This is a genomic window from Alteromonas sp. S015 (assembly GCF_036864485.1).
In the GTDB taxonomy this organism is placed as follows: Bacteria; Pseudomonadota; Gammaproteobacteria; order Enterobacterales; family Alteromonadaceae; genus Alteromonas.
In genome coordinates, this window is the sequence record NZ_JAZETO010000001.1 from 206,056 (window position 1) to 223,945 (window position 17,890).

General features: G+C 44.2%; 13 protein-coding genes. 8 read left to right on the forward strand and 5 right to left on the reverse strand.

Annotated features, from left to right (window positions below; translation table 11 throughout):
- Positions 1-523 precede the first annotated feature (523 nt).
- Entirely contained in the window at positions 524-916 is a 393-nt protein-coding gene (locus V7R42_RS00865; protein ID WP_334018366.1) for a DUF3718 domain-containing protein, read from the forward strand.
- A 177-nt stretch (positions 917-1,093) separates the two neighbouring features.
- On the opposite strand, the gene V7R42_RS00870 is transcribed toward V7R42_RS00865, so the two are convergent.
- Entirely contained in the window at positions 1,094-1,735 is a 642-nt protein-coding gene (locus V7R42_RS00870; protein ID WP_334018367.1) for a hypothetical protein, read from the reverse strand.
- Between the two features lie 433 nt (positions 1,736-2,168).
- Here V7R42_RS00870 and V7R42_RS00875 point away from each other — a divergent pair, with 433 nt between their 5' ends.
- Positions 2,169-2,567, forward strand: a complete 399-nt coding sequence (locus V7R42_RS00875; RefSeq protein ID WP_334018368.1) for a DUF3718 domain-containing protein — start codon at positions 2,169-2,171, stop codon at positions 2,565-2,567.
- 333 nt (positions 2,568-2,900) lie between these two features.
- Positions 2,901-3,299 carry a DUF3718 domain-containing protein gene (locus V7R42_RS00880; RefSeq protein WP_334018369.1) on the forward strand — a complete coding sequence of 133 codons (399 nt, stop codon included), beginning with the start codon at positions 2,901-2,903 and terminating at the stop codon, positions 3,297-3,299.
- 496 nt (positions 3,300-3,795) lie between these two features.
- Here the strand turns inward: V7R42_RS00880 and V7R42_RS00885 are convergent, their stop codons facing one another.
- From V7R42_RS00885 to V7R42_RS00895, 3 genes are all read right to left on the reverse strand, one after another.
- Positions 3,796-5,595: an acyl-CoA dehydrogenase C-terminal domain-containing protein gene (locus V7R42_RS00885; RefSeq protein WP_334018370.1), complete on the reverse strand. Its 1,800-nt coding sequence runs from the start codon at positions 5,593-5,595 to the stop codon at positions 3,796-3,798.
- Positions 5,596-5,604: 9 nt separating this feature from the next.
- Positions 5,605-6,786: an acetyl-CoA C-acyltransferase gene (locus tag V7R42_RS00890; protein ID WP_334018371.1), complete on the reverse strand. Its 1,182-nt coding sequence runs from the start codon at positions 6,784-6,786 to the stop codon at positions 5,605-5,607.
- A gap of 160 nt (positions 6,787-6,946) precedes the next feature.
- On the reverse strand, positions 6,947-9,070 hold the full coding sequence (locus V7R42_RS00895; protein WP_334018372.1) for a 3-hydroxyacyl-CoA dehydrogenase NAD-binding domain-containing protein: 2,124 nt from the start codon (positions 9,068-9,070) through the stop codon (positions 6,947-6,949).
- Between the two features lie 245 nt (positions 9,071-9,315).
- Here V7R42_RS00895 and V7R42_RS00900 point away from each other — a divergent pair, with 245 nt between their 5' ends.
- The 3 genes from V7R42_RS00900 to V7R42_RS00910 all read left to right on the forward strand — a co-directional run bounded on the left by V7R42_RS00900 (position 9,316) and on the right by V7R42_RS00910 (position 11,536).
- Positions 9,316-10,230 (forward strand): haloalkane dehalogenase, encoded by a 915-nt coding sequence (locus V7R42_RS00900; protein WP_334018373.1) that lies wholly within the window; start codon positions 9,316-9,318, stop codon positions 10,228-10,230.
- A gap of 46 nt (positions 10,231-10,276) precedes the next feature.
- Positions 10,277-11,041, forward strand: a complete 765-nt coding sequence (locus V7R42_RS00905) for an SDR family NAD(P)-dependent oxidoreductase (protein WP_334018374.1) — start codon at positions 10,277-10,279, stop codon at positions 11,039-11,041.
- Positions 11,042-11,260: 219 nt separating this feature from the next.
- Positions 11,261-11,536, forward strand: a complete 276-nt coding sequence (locus tag V7R42_RS00910; protein WP_334018937.1) for a hypothetical protein — start codon at positions 11,261-11,263, stop codon at positions 11,534-11,536.
- A 530-nt stretch (positions 11,537-12,066) separates the two neighbouring features.
- Here the strand turns inward: V7R42_RS00910 and V7R42_RS00915 are convergent.
- On the reverse strand, positions 12,067-12,432 hold the full coding sequence (locus V7R42_RS00915) for a DUF4870 domain-containing protein (RefSeq protein ID WP_334018375.1): 366 nt from the start codon (positions 12,430-12,432) through the stop codon (positions 12,067-12,069).
- Between the two features lie 397 nt (positions 12,433-12,829).
- Here V7R42_RS00915 and V7R42_RS00920 point away from each other — a divergent pair, with 397 nt between their 5' ends.
- Together V7R42_RS00920 and V7R42_RS00925 are read left to right on the forward strand one after the other, a co-directional pair.
- The gene (locus V7R42_RS00920; RefSeq protein WP_334018376.1) at positions 12,830-14,650 is read left to right on the forward strand and encodes a M2 family metallopeptidase; all 1,821 of its coding nucleotides are present in this window, start codon (positions 12,830-12,832) and stop codon (positions 14,648-14,650) included.
- Positions 14,651-14,812: 162 nt separating this feature from the next.
- Positions 14,813-17,764 carry a ligand-binding sensor domain-containing diguanylate cyclase gene (locus tag V7R42_RS00925; protein ID WP_334018377.1) on the forward strand — a complete coding sequence of 984 codons (2,952 nt, stop codon included), beginning with the start codon at positions 14,813-14,815 and terminating at the stop codon, positions 17,762-17,764.
- Positions 17,765-17,890 lie beyond the last annotated feature (126 nt).

Genomic DNA, 17,890 nt, shown 5'->3' on the forward strand with positions numbered 1-17,890 from the left:
TATGATTCAATTTATCGTGCCTTCTTCACCAGAGCTGCATCGAACATATCCATTGTCTTGTAGACAATAAGCGGAACGTAAGCGTTTATTTCAGAGTTCAGTGCCCATTTTTCGGTTTTGCATTAAGCAAAAATCGTCTAAGTCGCAACTAACTTTTGCTATAGCAACTAGGTTTAATGCCGTGGTTTCGTTATAACTTTAACGTCAGAATGGCAGCTTCCTGTTACAGAAATAACATGGCACTGGTACTTAGAGATACGCATTACGCGCCACAAATGAAACATTATAACATATCTTTTAAAATGTAAATATTATCAAACGTTCAACGCAAAGCAGCGCCAAGAAAATGAACAGGCGATAAATTGGTTCGAGCGTGATACACACGACAGACACTTATTTCAATTGCCTTTCTACACTTATGAAATTACATACTCGAGTATCAATTTGTGCGTTTTCAAGATTCTTTTTTTGTCGTTTAATCTCGCCGACCAAAAAATGTATAGAATTACTTGAGGAATTAACCATGTTGAAAATTGTTAAAACTTCTCTTGTTATCGCTGCGACGTTAGGTCTGTCGGGCGTTGCACAGGCAGATGTTAACGAAGCACTAGCGAATATTTGCACTATCGTTCAAGCGGACGATAAGGGCGAACTGCGTAAGAAAATGCGTTCAGTTGAATCTGATTATCGTCTGAAACTAAAAGACTACTATTCAGGCATCAGCTGTAGCGGCAACAGCCTAATTCGTACTGCGTTACTTAGTAATGCTGTGGAAACTGGCGAGTTGCTTGTAAAAAAGATGCCTAAAAGCGATTTAAAAGCACCGGAAGCTGACGGTAAAACACTACAGGCTTGGGTTGCAGAAAACGGTTTGCAAGACAACCCTATTGCTTCGGTTATCAACGACCGTCTATAAAACAAAATCACACCATGTGAACCAGTTCAACATGGTTGCAGAGAAATCTGCACATTAGGAAGCGACCTCCGGGTCGCTTTTTTCTTTTATAATATACCCGCCGATATGTTGAAAGTATACTCGAACAAAGGAGAGTATCCCTACCCTCCTTTTGACGATATTGGTTGATAGCGCTACCTAACAGCCTCCAGCAAGTTTAAGCTTATTGCTTGCAACTTTTTCGCTGATCAGTAACACTGGTTCTTGGTGATACAAGCGCTCTAAAAAGTCTTGGTAACTAGCGGTAAAACGCGCTTCATTAACCAGCTTACCAAATACTTCTTCTAGCATTAAAAAACTAAGGCTATCCATTTGGTTATTGCTCGCCGCGTTGTGTAGCTTATCGGCTAACACATCGTTGATTTCAAGCGACTTCCCGTCTTGAGAGGCATGCCTGTCTGAATAATAGGCCCAACAAGCAATTACTAACGCACTTATATCGGTGTCTCTGTTGACCGCCAAATTATCTCGTACGGTGGGCAATAAAAACACCGGAACCTTAGCCGAACTTTCAAGGCAAATTCGCGCTAGCGTATCTTTAATGAAAGGGTTGGAGAAACGTGACAGCAGCGTATCTCTGTATTCATACACGTCAATCCCCTCTACAGGGTTGAGTGTTGGCATAACCTCCTGTTCCATAAAAATTGATAGAAGACGCTTTAACTGTTTCGCATCAACACTTTCATGAATAGTTTCAAGCCCTGCTACAGAACCGACCAGCCCAAGTACGGAATGACCCGCATTGAGCATACGAAGCTTGAGCTTTTCGTACGGCGCCACATCGCTTACAAACTGCGCGCTATAAGAGGCGCTCTGCGATCGAAATTGCTCAATGGGCTCATCACGACAGAACGTACCGCCTCAGCACTGCTTACTCCTTTATTTCATTCCTTTTCTTATTAATACATTGCTTATTGCGTACATTTTTAACACACATTAATTTCAATAAAAGGCAAAAAAACAGGCTTAACGTTGTTTTTTTGCACTTTATTTGGCGATTTATCGCTCTGCAATTGCCCTCACCTTAGTTTGCTTGGTCCCTTTAATACTAAAGGCTACAGCACCTTTTATACCTCTTCCTTCTTTAGTCTAACGTATTATTCAATATACCTTGTTATTTGAATGAATGTTTTTTGTTCGCTCTCGTTGTTTTTTAATTAGTCCCGAACAAACAAACCAATCAATTAAATAAATTAACGAAGGAAATTTAACCATGTTGAAAATTGTTAAAACTTCTCTAATTATCACTGCATCAACGTTAGCTTTTTCGAACGCTGCACAAGCGAATGACATTAACGAGGCACTAGCAAACATCTGTACTATTGTTCAGGCTGACGATAAGGGCGAGTTGCGTAAGAAAATGCGTCGAGTACAGTCTGACTTTAAACTAAAACTACGCGATTACTATTCAGGTGTTTCATGCGGAGGTCAGAGCCTTATTCGTACGGCATTGACGAGTAACGCCGTTGAAGTGGGTACACTACTTGTTAAGAAAATGCCAAGCAAAGACCTTTCTGAGCCCGAATCAGATGGCAAAACACTTCAAGCGTGGATAGCAGAGCAAGGCTTACAAAGCTCGCCAATTTCTGCTGAGCTTAACGATAGAATATAAGCACTAATTCACATAACCATGTGAGTCGATTCAACATGGTTGCAGCGTCAGCTGCAATGAAAGGCCCCGCTTCGGGGCCTTTTTATTTTTGTGTCTTTAATTTTCCTTTAAGCAGAATCTCAACTAATGCCAATCCGCATAAATAATCGCCCGCTCTGCTGCAATTAATCAAGCCAAGTGTATTAAGGACACTCACGCCTTGCCCCTGTTTTTTAGGTATAACTTTGCATACCATGTTATTTTACAGCATGTTTTTCAAACGGTTAGGTTGGGGTTTAATACGCCCCAACGAACAAACATTGTCTTAATCATATTAACCGAAGGAATTTAACCATGTTGAAAATCGTTAAAACTTCTCTAGCAATCGCAGTATCAACTTTAGCTTTCTCTAACGTAGCGCAAGCTAATGACATCAACGAAGCACTAGCAAACATTTGTACTATTGTACAAGCCGATGATAAAGGTGAACTTCGTAAAAAAATGCGTAGCGTTCAGTCTGACTACAAACTCAAGCTTCGCGATTACTATAACGGTATTTCTTGCAACGGCCAAAGCCTAATCCGTACTGCTATCACTAGCAATGCAGTTGAAGTGGGTACGCTACTGGTTAAGAAAATGCCAAGCAAAGACCTAGCAGAGCCTGAGTCTGACGGAAAAACGCTTCAAGCGTGGATTGCTGAACAGGGTCTCCAAAGCTCTCCTATTTCAAAAGAGCTTGACGGCAGAATTTAATAACAATAATTAATCACACCATGTGATGCAACGATTCAACATGGTAGCGGCAGGACGCCGCACTGGAGGCCCCTTTTAGGGGCCTCACCCCGTTTTAAACGCCTTCAATACAGTAAGCCTTTCTTTTCGACTTCCCTGTACGACCAGCTTACGTTAACCCACTATGGTATTGATGGAACACACTATCAGATTTCATTAAGCTCACTTTTATCAACGCATCACCCTTTTCCTCCCGCACAGCCAAAAATAGGTTGGGCAATGAATAAATATCTCCTGTAAAGGATATCACCCACCGCTTTTTGAGCGACATGTATTTTAGGCATACACTGAGGTATTTACTGACAATATTTTTGCATTGTGTTGACGAACTCAAGGCTGAGCCAAGCGCTCTTAACAAAAAAGCCGAGTAAACAATGTATCCAATAACTACTTGGTTACATTATTTTCTCGGCCTTTCGTACGCCTTTATTAGCGCACGTGTTTCGATGCTATGTGGTTACTCTATAGCAAACATACTTTCTGGCATGGACATCAAGTTGTCAGCACCTGACTGCATTGCAGAAACCAGTGAACGAGTGCGTGTTAACAAACGGTCAAAGTAAAAACCCGTTGTTAAAATTTTACTCTTATAAAACTCAGTTTCGGTGCTACCTGCATCAAGCTGCTCTTGTGCCTTTACAGCCATTTTAAGCCAGAAGTAGGCAACGGTGACATAACCTGAGTACATTAAGTAATCGACAGACGCTGCACCAATTTCATCGGGGTTCGATGCTGCTGCTTTACCAATGTCCATGGTGATCTGCTGCCACTCGTCAAGGTGCGAGTTTAGCGCGTTGGTCCAAGCACTGAATTGTGCGTTGTCGCGTAATGAATTGCAGTAGTCTCGCACTTCTTGAACAAATACGTTCAATAGCTCACCATTAGAACCCATTACTTTACGGCCAAGTAAGTCAACAGCTTGAATACCTGTTGTGCCTTCATACATGGTGCAAATACGGGTATCGCGAGCTAGCTGCTCCATACCCCATTCTTTAATAAAGCCGTGACCGCCGTATACTTGCATCCCGTAACTGGTAGACTCTTGGGCAGTTTCTGTTAAAAAGGCTTTTACAATAGGTGTTAAGAACGCAAGTTTTGCATCCGCCACTTGCTTTTCAGCCGCATCATTGCCGTAAAGCGTAATATCAACCAACTGCATGCAATAAGCGGCAAGCGCGCGGTTGCCCTCTGCAAAGGCTTTTTGCGTTAGGAGCATACGACGCACATCTGGGTGCACAATAATGGGATCGGCAGGACCATCAGGGTTTTTACGCCCCGTTAATGAGCGAAACTGGATGCGATCTTTCGCATAGCGCAATGCGCCCTGAAAAGATGCTTCAGATGCAGCAAGGCCTTCTAGACCAGTACCAATACGCGCAGTATTCATAAACGTAAACATGCAATTGAGGCCACGATTAGGTGGACCAATTAAAAAGCCTTTAGCTCCGTCGAAGTTAATGACACAGGTAGCACTGGCTTTAATACCCATCTTATGCTCAATACTGCCACAAGCCACAGCGTTTCTGTCTTGCTTTTCTCCGTCTTCAGATACGTTGAACTTTGGTACAACAAACAGTGAAATACCTTTAGTACCCTCTGGCGCATCAGGTAAGCGAGCCAACACGATGTGTACGATATTTTCAGACATATCATGCTCACCGGCGGAGATAAAGATTTTGGTTCCCGTTAAGCTGTAGCTGCCATCTTCTTGAGGCTCTGCACGGCATTTAAGCATACCTAAGTCTGAGCCACAGTGTGCTTCAGTTAGGCACATTGTGCCTGTCCACTCACCGCTAACCAGCTTTTCAAGAAACATTTTTTGCTGCAGTTCAGTGCCGTGAGCTTTAAGGGTTTCCATACAGCCTTGACTAAGGCCTGGATACATAGCCCACGAATGGTTAGCACCAGAGAACCACTCAGCGATAATAGAAGACAACGAGTATGGTAGCGCTTGACCACCAAACTCTTCTGGATGGGACATGCTTGGCCAACCACCCTCAACGTAAGTCTGGTAAGCTTCTTTAAACCCTTTTGGCGTTGTTACTTCACCGTCAACCCACTTACACCCTTCTTCATCGCCTGATGCGTTAATTGGTGCAAGCGTGTTTTCAGAAAACTTGGCCGCTTCAGCAAAAATTGCAGACACTAGGTCCTCAGACGCTTCATCGAAACCCAGCTTTTGATAATGATTTTGATAATTTAGTAGCTCATGCGTTACAAACATGGCGTCACGTTGTGGAGCTTTATAACCTTCCATACCCAATACCTATATTACTTCAAATAGACCAGCAGCGCCCATGCCGCCACCGATACACATGGTGCAAACAACATATTTCGCACCGCGTCGTTTACCTTCGATGAGTGCATGACCCACCATGCGAGCACCGCTCATGCCGTATGGGTGACCAATAGAAATGGCACCGCCGTTTACGTTTAATAATTCGTCTGGAATGCCTAACTTATCGCGGCAATACAGAACCTGTACAGCAAACGCTTCGTTAAGCTCCCATAGACCGATATCGTCCATGGTTAATCCATGCTGCTTTAATAGCTTGGGAATGGCGAACACTGGTCCAATTCCCATTTCATCCGGCTCACAGCCTGCCACTGCAATACCACGATAAATACCTAGAGGCTGCGCTGTGCCCTTCGCAGCTGACTGCTCATCCATAATGACTGTCGCGCTTGCGCCATCAGAAAGCTGACTTGCATTACCTGCGGTAATGCAACCGCCTTCGATGACAGGGTTAAGCGCTTTAAGCCCTTCTAACGTTGTTTCTGGGCGATTGCCTTCGTCTTTCGACAAGGTCACCTCACGCTCAGAGGTTTCACCTGTTTCTTTATTAAATAAGGCTTGCGTTGCTGTGATAGGTACAATCTCATCATCAAACTTGCCCGCTTCTTGCGCCGCTGCTGTGCGCATTTGGCTTTGATAGCCATATTCGTCTTGTACGTCACGGCTAATGTTGTAGCGCTTACCCACCACTTCGGCAGTTTGAAGCATTGGCATATAAATATCTTTGTGCTTAGCAACCAGTGCAGGGTCTACTGCACGAAACATGTTCATGTTTTTGTTTTGCACTAAAGAAATAGAATCCAAACCACCTGCAACCATAATATTGCTATCGCCTGTACGAATTGAATTCGCTGCGGTAGCAATGGCATACATGCCGGAACTGCACTGGCGGTCGAGCGTCATACCCGCTACGGTGACCGGTAAGCCACCCGCTAGGCCAGCTAGACGACCTATGTTCATGCCGCCACTGCCTTGGGTTAGCGCTGCGCCCATGACCACGTCATCAACACTGGCAGGGTCGATTCCAGCGCGTGCTACTGCGTTTTGAATGGCATGGCCACCTAATGAAGGGGCGGGTAAGTTATTGAGTGCACCTTTATAAGCGCGCCCGATTGGCGTACGTGCTGTACTTACAATTACTGCATCACGCATGTTTATGTTCCTTTCAGTTGGGCCGAAAGTTCAGCCATTGTTGAGCTAGGCTTTTGTGTTTCTTCTCGATGTTGCCTAGCTTTACCAAATTCGGATGTCGGTTAATGAAAGCTATTGCTAGCTCTCACCGTCGATTAATCATCGCCAACGAGAGCTATGTCTACTTCGCTTTATAGCTTTTAAACGTGCCGCCGCTCTGGGCCAATTTCACCAACAAATCACTGGGTTCAAGCCACATTTTTCCGTAATCACCCAATCGATCACGATAGGTAGTCAGCTTATCTAAAATAGTGCCAAGCCCTACTTCATCGGCATATTGCATAGGACCGCCGCGATATACTGGAAAGCCATAGCCATAAACGTATATCACATCGATATCGCTAGATTTAGCTGCAATGCCTTCTTCTAAAATGGCGGCACCTTCGTTAATCAATGAGTACATGACGCGAACCAGTATTTCCTCATCGCTAATGTCTGAACGCTGAACCACACCTAAACGTTCTGCTTCTTGCTTGGCAATTTCTAGTACTTCTGGATCGGGGACAGGAACTCGACTGCCAGGTTCATAGTTGTAAGCTCCGCGTCCGGTTTTAAGTCCGTTGCGCCCTTTTTCTACCAAGCGATCTGCCACTGCACCGTAAGCGGGGTCGTGTGCAATGTGCTCTTGTCGAGACTGCCTTACATAGTAGCCAATATCTAATCCAGCCATATCACCCATAGTGAACGGCCCCATTGGCATGCCAAAATCGGTTAAAACACGATCAACTTGCTCAGGTGTTGCTCCTTCAAGCAGTAAGCGGTTGGCTTCACGGCCGTAAGGCTCAATCATGCGGTTACCCACGAATCCGAAGCAAACGCCTACCAACACCGCAACTTTCTTGATGCGTTTAGCCATCTTCATGCAGGTCTTAATGACTTCAGCAGATGTCTTCTCTGCCTTAACCACTTCTAGCAGCCTCATCACATTCGCTGGCGAGAAAAAATGCAGACCAATCACATCTTGAGGACGGGATGTGGCTGTCGCTATTTCGTCTATATCCAATGTTGACGTATTTGAGGCCAAAATGGCGCCTGGCTTGCACACTTTATCTAGCGTTGAGAATACTGTTTTCTTCACTTCCATCTTTTCGAACACGGCTTCGATAACAAGATCAACATCTGCTAGGTCGTCGTACGATGTAGTTCCTGAAAGAAGTGCCATGCGGCTTTCAACCTGCTCTTGGGTTAACTTGCCTTTTTTCGCTGAATTTTCGTAGTTCTTTCTTATAAGCGCTAACCCCTTCTCTAGCGCTTCTTCTTTGAGTTCAAGCATGGTGACTGGAATGCCGGCATTGGCGAAGTTCATAGCGATACCACCGCCCATTGTTCCGGCGCCGATAATCGCAACTTTATCAATGTTGCGCTCAGGAGTATTTTTGTCGAAATCGCTCACATGACCTGCTGCGCGTTCAGCGAAGAAGAAATGCTGTTGAGCTCGCGCCTGTGGTGTGTTCATACACTCCATGAAAAGCTTGCCTTCGTTTTTAAGGCCGTCTTCAAAAGCGAGCGTGTAAGCACCGCGCACCGCTTCGATACATTTTAATGGCGCAAAAAAGCCACGAGTCGCTTTTTTAGTTTGTGCAGTTACTGCATTAAACACCGCTTGAATTTCGTCAGACATGGACAGCGTGATATCACTGGTGCGTTTAATTGCGTTATCCGAAGTCAAGGTTTGTAAATACGCTTTTGTATCTTCAAGTAAATGCTCAGGCTTATCGGAAATTTTGTCGAAGACACCTGGAAGCTTAACCACCGACGTAGGCTTGCCTGTTACGATCATTTCTAACGATGTTTGTGCGTCGGCTAAACGAGGAAGGCGCTGAGTACCGCCTGCGCCCGGCAATATGCCTAGATTTACCTCTGGAAGACCCACCTTGTTGTCGGCAAAGGTGATGCGATGATGGCAAGCTAACGCCACTTCTAAGCCACCGCCGAATGCTGGTCCAGGGAGAACAGCAACAACCGGCTTAGACGCATTTTCAATCTTGTCTAGTACCTCAGGCAGCATGGGAGACAAATCGCCACCAGAGAATTCGCTGATGTCGGCACCACCTGAAAAAATAGGTAGTGAAGAAGTAATAACAATGGCACTTACACTATCGTCATCTAGTGCGCTGTTTATGCCTTCTATCAACCCTACTCTGATAGCGCGTGACAGCGCATTAACGGGCGCACTTTGCATTGTCAGCGTGGCAACACCCTGTTGTACTGCATATTCTACGGCTTTATTTTCCATCTCAGTCATAACCATGTCCTGTTTATCACGTTAACTGGATGTTATTGTAGTGTTGTCAATCATCCAAGTTTATTGGTCTTATAGACATTTATCATAATATTTAATATTGACCGCCAGCCCCTTTGTGAATTCATTTCTCTGTGCAGAGCTTGTCCTACCTTGCCTAAGGTTTATTTGACAGAAAATAAAACTGGTGTTTTTGTTAATCGAGCAACACTTGTAATTACATTTTATTTACAAAAGGATGATTGGCTATGCAAGTGCTTAAAACACCGGAAAGCGCCTTCGACAAGATCACTGACTTTCCCTACTCCCCCTGTTTCACTGAAATAACAGACACAGTAAGCAGTGAAATAACAATGGCCCATTATCAATGTGGACCGAAAGATGGACATACCGTGCTATTAATACACGGCGAACCGACGTGGGCTTACTTGTACCGCAAGATGATGCCCATATTGGCTGATGCGGGATTCAATGTCATCGCGCCGGATCTCATTGGTTTTGGACGCTCAGATAAACCAGTAAGAAAGGAGGACTACTCCTACGCTCGTCATGTGATATGGCTAAAAGACTGGTTTTCACAGGCTACTAAAGGCCCTGTTACGCTCTTTTGTCAAGACTGGGGAGGTTTACTAGGATTGCGGCTGGTCGCCGATATGCCTGAGCGTTTTTCGGGTGTCATGGTGTCTAATACCGGACTGCCCACTGGCGACCACCCGCCAAGCGATGCTTTCATCAAATGGCGCCGTTTCTCACAGGATGTCGCCGTATTTCCCACATCTACGATCATTCAAAACGCCACAAAAACTGTTCTAGACGAGTCGACTCTTGCAGCTTACGACGCTCCTTTTCCAGACGAAAGCTTTAAAGCAGGTGTGCGTATGTTCCCTATTCTTGTACCTACAAGCCCAGACAATGCTGAGGCACAGGCGAATAGACAGGCATGGGAAAAACTAAAGCAATATAAAAAACCTTTTGTTACAGCTTTCGGTGATAGCGACCCTGTCACTAAAGGTGGCGATAAGGTATTTCAAAAGCTCGTTCCTGGCAGCAGCGGCATGGCTCATACCCTTGTAGAAAACGGTGGGCACTTTATTCAGGAAGACCAAGGAGAACTGCTGGCCAATCTGCTTGTTCAATTTATTAAGAATACACAATTTAAGTAACAAGACTTTCAACTAACATGAAACCATAAACTATTAGGAGATAATCATGGACGCTCTACTCGACTTTTCAGGGCACGTTGTATTAATTACCGGTGCAGGCAGTGGTTTTGGTCGCTTGTTATCGCTAGGACTTGCCAACCGAGGAGCAAAACTCGTTCTTTCAGACATTAACGAAACCGCCCTTGAGGAAACGAAAAAGGAGGTAAAAGCACTCACTGATGTCGTGGTGCTAACGGGTAATATTGCCAGCGAGTCGATAAATAAGGCGCTGGTTGAAAACGCCATTGAAACCTTTGGCAAACTGGATATAGCCGTAAATAATGCAGGCATAGCGCATAACCCTGCACCAATTCATCAAATGACAGAGGAAATCATGGACTCGCAGTTCGCTGTGAATGTAAAAGGCGTTATGTTTGGAATGAAGTATCAAATACCCGTTATGCTTGCACAAAAGCAAGGGCACGTTTTAAATGTAAGCTCACTCGCTGGCTTGGGCGGAGCGCCCAAAGGCGGTGCTTATGCTGCAGCAAAACACGCGGTTTCGGGGATAACGCGTACCGCTGCAGTGGAATACGGTCGAAAAAATGTTCGCGTTAATGCAATCTGCCCATTCTATAGTCCTACCAATATTTTGAACGTAGACGGTTACAACACCCCTGAAGCGCGCGAGCAACTAGGCATGGGAAGTCCTATGAAACGTCTAGGCGAACCGCAGGAAATCGTTAACACCATGATGCTGATGCTTTCCCCTGGCAACTCTTACATGAACGGGCAAACCATAGCAGTAGATGGTGGTGTTACAGCGTGGTAGTTTTTATCTCGCTGTCTCGACAGCACACCCAAAGGTATTAATTGACATACCCTGGTATGACACTCAATGTTTCTCTTTCGTTCTACTTTCGGTGTAATGAAGCGGAACAAACAAAATCGATGAATGAGGCGAGTGCAACCGCCTCTGCAATCGAACTCCAATCAAGTAAAACCCAAAAATTATATTTAGCGATTAAGTTAAACAAAAGAGAAAAATGTGATGAAAAAGCCAAGTAAAAACATTTTTTTAGCTACTGCACTTTGTATAACATATTCGTTAATTAACGTTAGTTCCGCACAAGAAGTACAAACTACGCTTGTAAATATGAAGGAAGCGCCTTCATCGCAACTACTAAAGAAGCAACGTCAAAATAAACCGCTAGCACTAAGCACCGTGAAGCGCAGAACTGATGTTTCGCTTCAAAGTGCTAGACAATCAAAAAGCCAACATCTTATTCATAGCGTACTGCCTGAAAACCGCTTTAGCGCGAAGTAACCGTAGACTAACACCTCTCTATCAGGTTAACTCCTTCTCTTACTTACTTAATTATTTATTGCGCAGAGCAACCCATTGTGCGCAGCCATTCTCTACCTAATGTCTCATATCCGACCTACTGAGAAACTCGTCGGTCTCATGTAAAAAAGTATAAACTGTTGAAATAGCGCTTTACGACAATAGCAGGCTTCGCGCTAAATATCGCTCTAGCACAAGTAAACGCGCGCGATATCAGTGCTTTCATCAATGCACAGCTTGCGATATGACATTTATGACAGATAAGCTAATTATACTAATTGGGAATAGCGAGACCTTTATTTGAAAACTATCTTGGAAGTGATAGAAAAAAAATCATAAGAGAAGAGGTGAACATGCTTTTAAAACCAAAACACATTGCGTTATTGTTCACGCTGGCCATTGCAGTGTCTGCAATGGGATAGGTCCGAAGACGTTTCTACACAGAAACGTCTTTCGCAAGTAGTCTTTAACCGGTGTATTTTCTTGCAAGACAAGGCGCACTATTCGTTAAGTTAACGTTTAAAGAACTCAAAGCTCAGCGGATATACCCACAACTCGCCTTTATTCGCTTTCACTGCTGCGACAATAGCGAAGATGATGTTAATCAGACCGAGGGCGATGAAGCCTAGTGCTCCTATGATGATAAACGTTAAGATAAAACAAATGGCAGAGTATATGAGCAAGCTTATTAACCAGTTCGCAGTGACTCTGCCGTGCTGATTGATGTCTTCATTTTGATCTTTGTGGGCAATCCATAGCACGACAGGCAATATGATCCCCAAGCCAGGTATAATGAAACTGGTTAATTGAGAAACATGAATAAGCGTACAGTAACTTCGAGCGTTCAAGCCCCAGTATTGTGGTTCTTCCATTGACATAAATTTCCTATCTATTGAGTGGGTTTAATTTGATAAATATAGGCATACTCTATCTTGCGGCTGTCTAACTTTACAGGAACAAGGACTCGCTCACATTCTTCACCTTTACATTATCTAGCATAGTCCAGTTATCAGCGAGTTGAGAAGACAAGTGCCCTTCTACAGTACCAGGCTGCGACTGACCGTCAATGTGAGAGACGGTATGTTGATTTGAGCAACCTAGAGCAAGGCTACAACGTCACAACCTCGTTTCTGTTGAAAGTAGCTTTTAAAAGCCACTGTATGAAGGACTAACATCGAATTTGTTTTACAAAAGCTACGCTGCGTTACACAATGCTAGAGCATGTCTATGTGAACCTCGATTCACGTGAAAAACACAATAATTAAAGGACAAAGTATGCTCAATCATAAACGTACTCTGATAGCGGCATTGGTGAGCGTTTCGCTTATGGGGTGTGGCGAAAGTACGACACAGACAGAAGCGAAACCGCAACTTACTGCACAAGACGCAAAGCAGTTTTTAACACAAGCGCAAAGTGATATAGCAAAAATGCAAGTTCCCGCCGCGCACGCGGAATGGAGCTACGCCACTAACATCAATTTCGATACAGCAGCGGTTAGTGCTTATTTTAATGAAATGCTTTCGACAAAGGTCGCTACGCTGGCAAAAGAAGCGGCGAAATTTAACGACGTAGACGTCGATGCTGACACCCGCAGACAGCTCGATCTCCTTAAAAACAGTTTAACCATGCCGCCGCCGGCAGATGCACAGAAAGCAGAGCGCCTAGCAAAGATTGGTTCTGACTTAAGCGCCATGTATGGTTCGGGTGAGTATTGCAGTGAAGATGGAACATGCAAAAGCTTGGTCGAAATGAGCTCAGAAATGGCCACGCTACGTAATGCCGACAAGCTTTTGGAATACTGGACGGGCTGGCGTGAAGTATCTAAGCCAATGGCGCCACTATACGCAGAACAAGTCTCGCTCGCGAACGAAGGCGCCGCTGAACTTGGATTTGAGAATGTCAGTGCCCTATGGCGCGGCAAATACGATATGACAGCCGATGAATTTCCCAAAGAGCTAGATCGCTTGTGGACGCAGGTAGAGCCTTTCTACGAGTCACTGCATTGCCACGTGCGTGCTAAACTTGGTGAGCATTACGGCGAAGATGTCGTACCTCAAGACAAGCCCATTCCTGCCCACTTATTAGGCAACATGTGGGCACAGTCGTGGGGGAATATTTACGACATCGTTAAGCCTCAGCAAGAAATGAAAGTTCCTGATGTAACAGGCGCATTAGCTGAACAGGGGTATGACGAAATCGCCATGGTTAAACAAGCAGAGTCATTTTTTTCATCCCTTGGCTTTGAAGAACTTCCAAATACCTTTTGGGAACGTTCTATGTTTCAAAAACCTGAAGGTCGTGACGTTCAGTGTCATGCCTCTGCATGGGATGTAGATGACAAAGAAGATCTTCGTATAAAGATGTGTATTCAAAAAACTGGCGAAGAATTTAACGTAATTCACCACGAATTAGGGCACAACTATTACCAGCGCGCTTATAAAGATCAACCTCTTCTTTATCGTGGCTCGGCTAACGACGGGTTTCACGAAGCTATTGGTGACACCATCGCTTTATCAATTACACCAAAGTATCTTAAGCAAATTAACTTAATTGATGAAATTCCAGACGCATCGAACGACATCGGTATGTTGATGCAAGTTGCCTTAGACAAAATTGCCTTCATCCCATTTGGACTGATGGTCGACCAATGGCGTTGGAAAGTGATGTCAGGAGAAGTAACGCCTGAACAATACAACCAGCTATGGTGGGAGTTAAGAGAAAAGTATCAAGGCGTAATGGCGCCTATTGAGCGCAGCGCAGACGCGTTTGATCCGGGTGCAAAATATCATGTGCCTGCCAACGTACCTTATACGCGCTACTTCTTGGCACATATTCTTCAATTTCAGTTCCACAAAGCGTTATGTGACATTGCAGGCGATGAAGGTCCGCTTAATCGCTGTTCTATTTACGGCAGTGAAGAAGCCGGTAAAGCGCTTAACGAAATGCTAGAGATGGGTATGAGCCAACCTTGGCAAAATGCATTAGAAACATTGACGGGCTCACCGCAAATGGACGCCAGCACTATAGCCGATTACTTCGCGCCCCTCAAAACATGGCTCGATGAGCAAAACGCATCGCGCCAATGTGGCTGGTAATTATGCCCGTCATGATTAGTCATTAGCCAGCATAAAATATACAGTCTAAGAAGCCTCGACTTTCGAGGCTTCTTTTGTTGAATTTAAACTTTTGTACCATTGTAAGAACGATGAATTAGCGTAACGTTAATTTATAAACTTTATGTAATTTTTGACTAAATTATGCGCATGCTTTCGGTACTTTCGCTTTTCTTAGCTTTTGCTGCAACTTGCAGTCAGCTCGCTCGCGCACAAACTATTGCTCCAGCGTTTCATTCCTACGATATGAATAGTGGTATCGCCCACGTATCCGTTTCAGATATCGCAGAAGATAAGTATGGTTTTTTGTGGTTGGCCTCTCAGTCTGGTGTCGACAAATTTGACAGCTACACTTTCAGAAACTTTGGTTTATGGGGTGAAGACAAGACAACAGGTCTACAGACCCTTTTTGTACTCCAAGTTGAGGCAAGCATAGACGGTCAATACCTGTGGGTTGGAACATACAGCGGGCTAAGCCGTATGAATGTTGATACGGAAAAGTTCAAGCATTACATATTGCCGTCGTCTGAGCCTTATAATAAACAAGTAATTAATAGAATTAAGACCACCCATAATGGCCAACTTTGGATAGTCTCGGAGCGAAACATTTACACGTATTCTGCAAAGTCAGACAGTATGGAACTGGTCAGTTACCTTCCCAGCACTACAAGCACATTGACGGACATAGAACTCGTCGGAAACACACTTTATGTAGCTTCTACCTCGGGCCTTTACAAACTTGATCCGTTAAAAAAGACACTAGAGCTAGTGGCTTTTGAAAAAATGAACCTTACCCGATTGGCGGCAGCAGAGAAATCTCGGCTCTGGTTGGGCACCGCAACCAACGGAGTATGTTTGTTCAACCCCGACGTACAAAGCACTTCTATCGCTAAAAGCTGTACCTCAGAAATAGACGGTCTATCTGATAACTACGTCACAGACATCTTAGTAAAGAGCAGCAATAGTATATGGGTATCAACCGAACGAGGGTTGAATATTTTAACTCCACATAATCCAGACAGTGTGCTGCGAGCGCCTATCAGCGACAAAGATACCGCAAACGAGAGGATTTCAAGCCTTTACCAAACTAAAACTGGGCTAGTTGTAGTTGGAACAAAAGACGATGGGTTTGCTATCAGCAACCCTCTACTTAGCAACTTTTACTCGCAGGAAGTGGGTGAAGGGCGAATAATAACGTCTTTATCTAACTACAAAGATAACAAAGTATGGGTAGCGAATGAAAAGGGCTTATGGCTTTACAATACAATAACAAAGACTCACGAGGGTCCATTTGCTTCCCCTCATGCTATTGGCAATAACGAAGACACTGACTATAAACTTTTGAGCGTGTTATACCATCGAAAGAGCGATGCTCTATGGGTAACCACACGCACAGGGCTTGCCACATTGAACCCTCAGACAAAGAATTTAGAAATTGTCGCACTAAATGGTAAGTCGGGTTACAGCATTAATATCGATAATGACGGGGACATCTGGTATGGCGGCTACAGCGACGGGCTGTTTGTATATCGTCCTTCAGAAAATAGAGTGATAAAACAATGGCCATTATCGTTAACGACGAGAATAGTTTTAGAAGACAGTGAAAACGCATGGCTAAGCACAGTAGCTGGTTTATTTGTAGCTAACAAGCTTACTGGAGACTTAACAAGTATCAGTGAGTTTACTGACAAAATTTCAGAGCAAACCGTTGTAACATGGGTTTCTCGCTCAAAGCGTGGTGGCTATTGGGTCGGAACTCAAGCTGCAGGCCTCTTTTTTATAACCAAAGAAGGCAACGACTTGTCGACCATTAAGGTGACGCAAATTAAACCTGAAAGTCGGTTGAGTAATGTATCTATTGGAGCAATTGTTGAAGATGATGAATACGGGCTTTGGATTTCTACAATTGAAGGGATAACCTATTTAGCACCGAACTTATCTACCCTTTCTTACTTCGGAGCCGAAAACGGTGCACTGTCTACAGGCTATTATATAGGCTCTGTCACCGTAACTGAAAATAACACAATCATGTTTGGCGGTGCCGAGGGCGCAACACAATTTACCCCTTCACAAGTGGTAAATGAAAAGTGGTCGCCTAACATTCACTTCACGAACATTGAAACTGTAAGTAGAAATGAGCAAAACGGAACAACCTATCAGCAAAAACAACATCTAGATGAGGCAATCGAACTTAAATACAACGATATTGCACTCACCATTGAATTTGCTGCTACTGATTATATGAACGCAAATGAACTTAGATATGCCTATAAACTCGCAGACTTTGAAAACAACTGGCGCTTTACTGACTATAAGTCAAGAACAGCAACCTACACCAACTTGGACCCCGGTCGCTATCGCTTTACCGTTAAAGCTATAAACCGAGAAAATGAATGGAGTAGTAACGCAGCACAGCTTGAGGTTATTGTGATTCCACCATGGTGGGATGAGCCTACATGGCGTGTAGTGATAATGCTATTAGGCATGCTTTTGATTTCATCGATGGTATGGTTGAGGTTCGCATCCCTAAAAATGCGATCAGACGAACTAGCCCGAAAAGTAGAGGAAAAAACCCAAGACCTAGAGGCTATGATAGAGAAGCTCACACTTTTATCCACTCAAGACTCGTTGACTGGGCTGAAAAACAGGCGCTACTTTACGCAAAGGGCCAAAGCTGAGTGGCAAGAATTTAAAAGGCATAATCGCACCTTCTCTTTACTCATCGTAGATATAGACTTTTTCAAAAGAATTAACGACGAATATGGTCATCACGTCGGTGACGCTGTTTTGGTAAGAATAGCTACCATTTTGGAGAATAATCTTCGGGAAAGTGATGTTGTTGCACGTTGGGGGGGAGAAGAGTTTCTGGTTTTATTGCCTTCTCTCAATGTGCAAGAGGCTTATTGGGTAGCTGAAAAATTACGCATAAGCGTAGCGGGACAGGTTATTGACTCCCCTCCCCACTCAGTTAGCGTTACCATCACCTGCGGCGTTGCCGACATCAAAGACTACGACAGTGTTGATGCTTGTATTCACGCTGTCGATAAAAAACTATACGCAGGTAAAAAGTCAGGTAGAAACTCTGTCGTAAAATAGTACGTAGTTGCTCTGTGCTTATTTGGTGCCCCTTCAAGCACTACCCTTCCTGCACTATGGATTGATTGCAACGCGTAGAGCGCAACTATGCAGTCAATCTCTTTCGCATGCATTCCATCGCAGTTA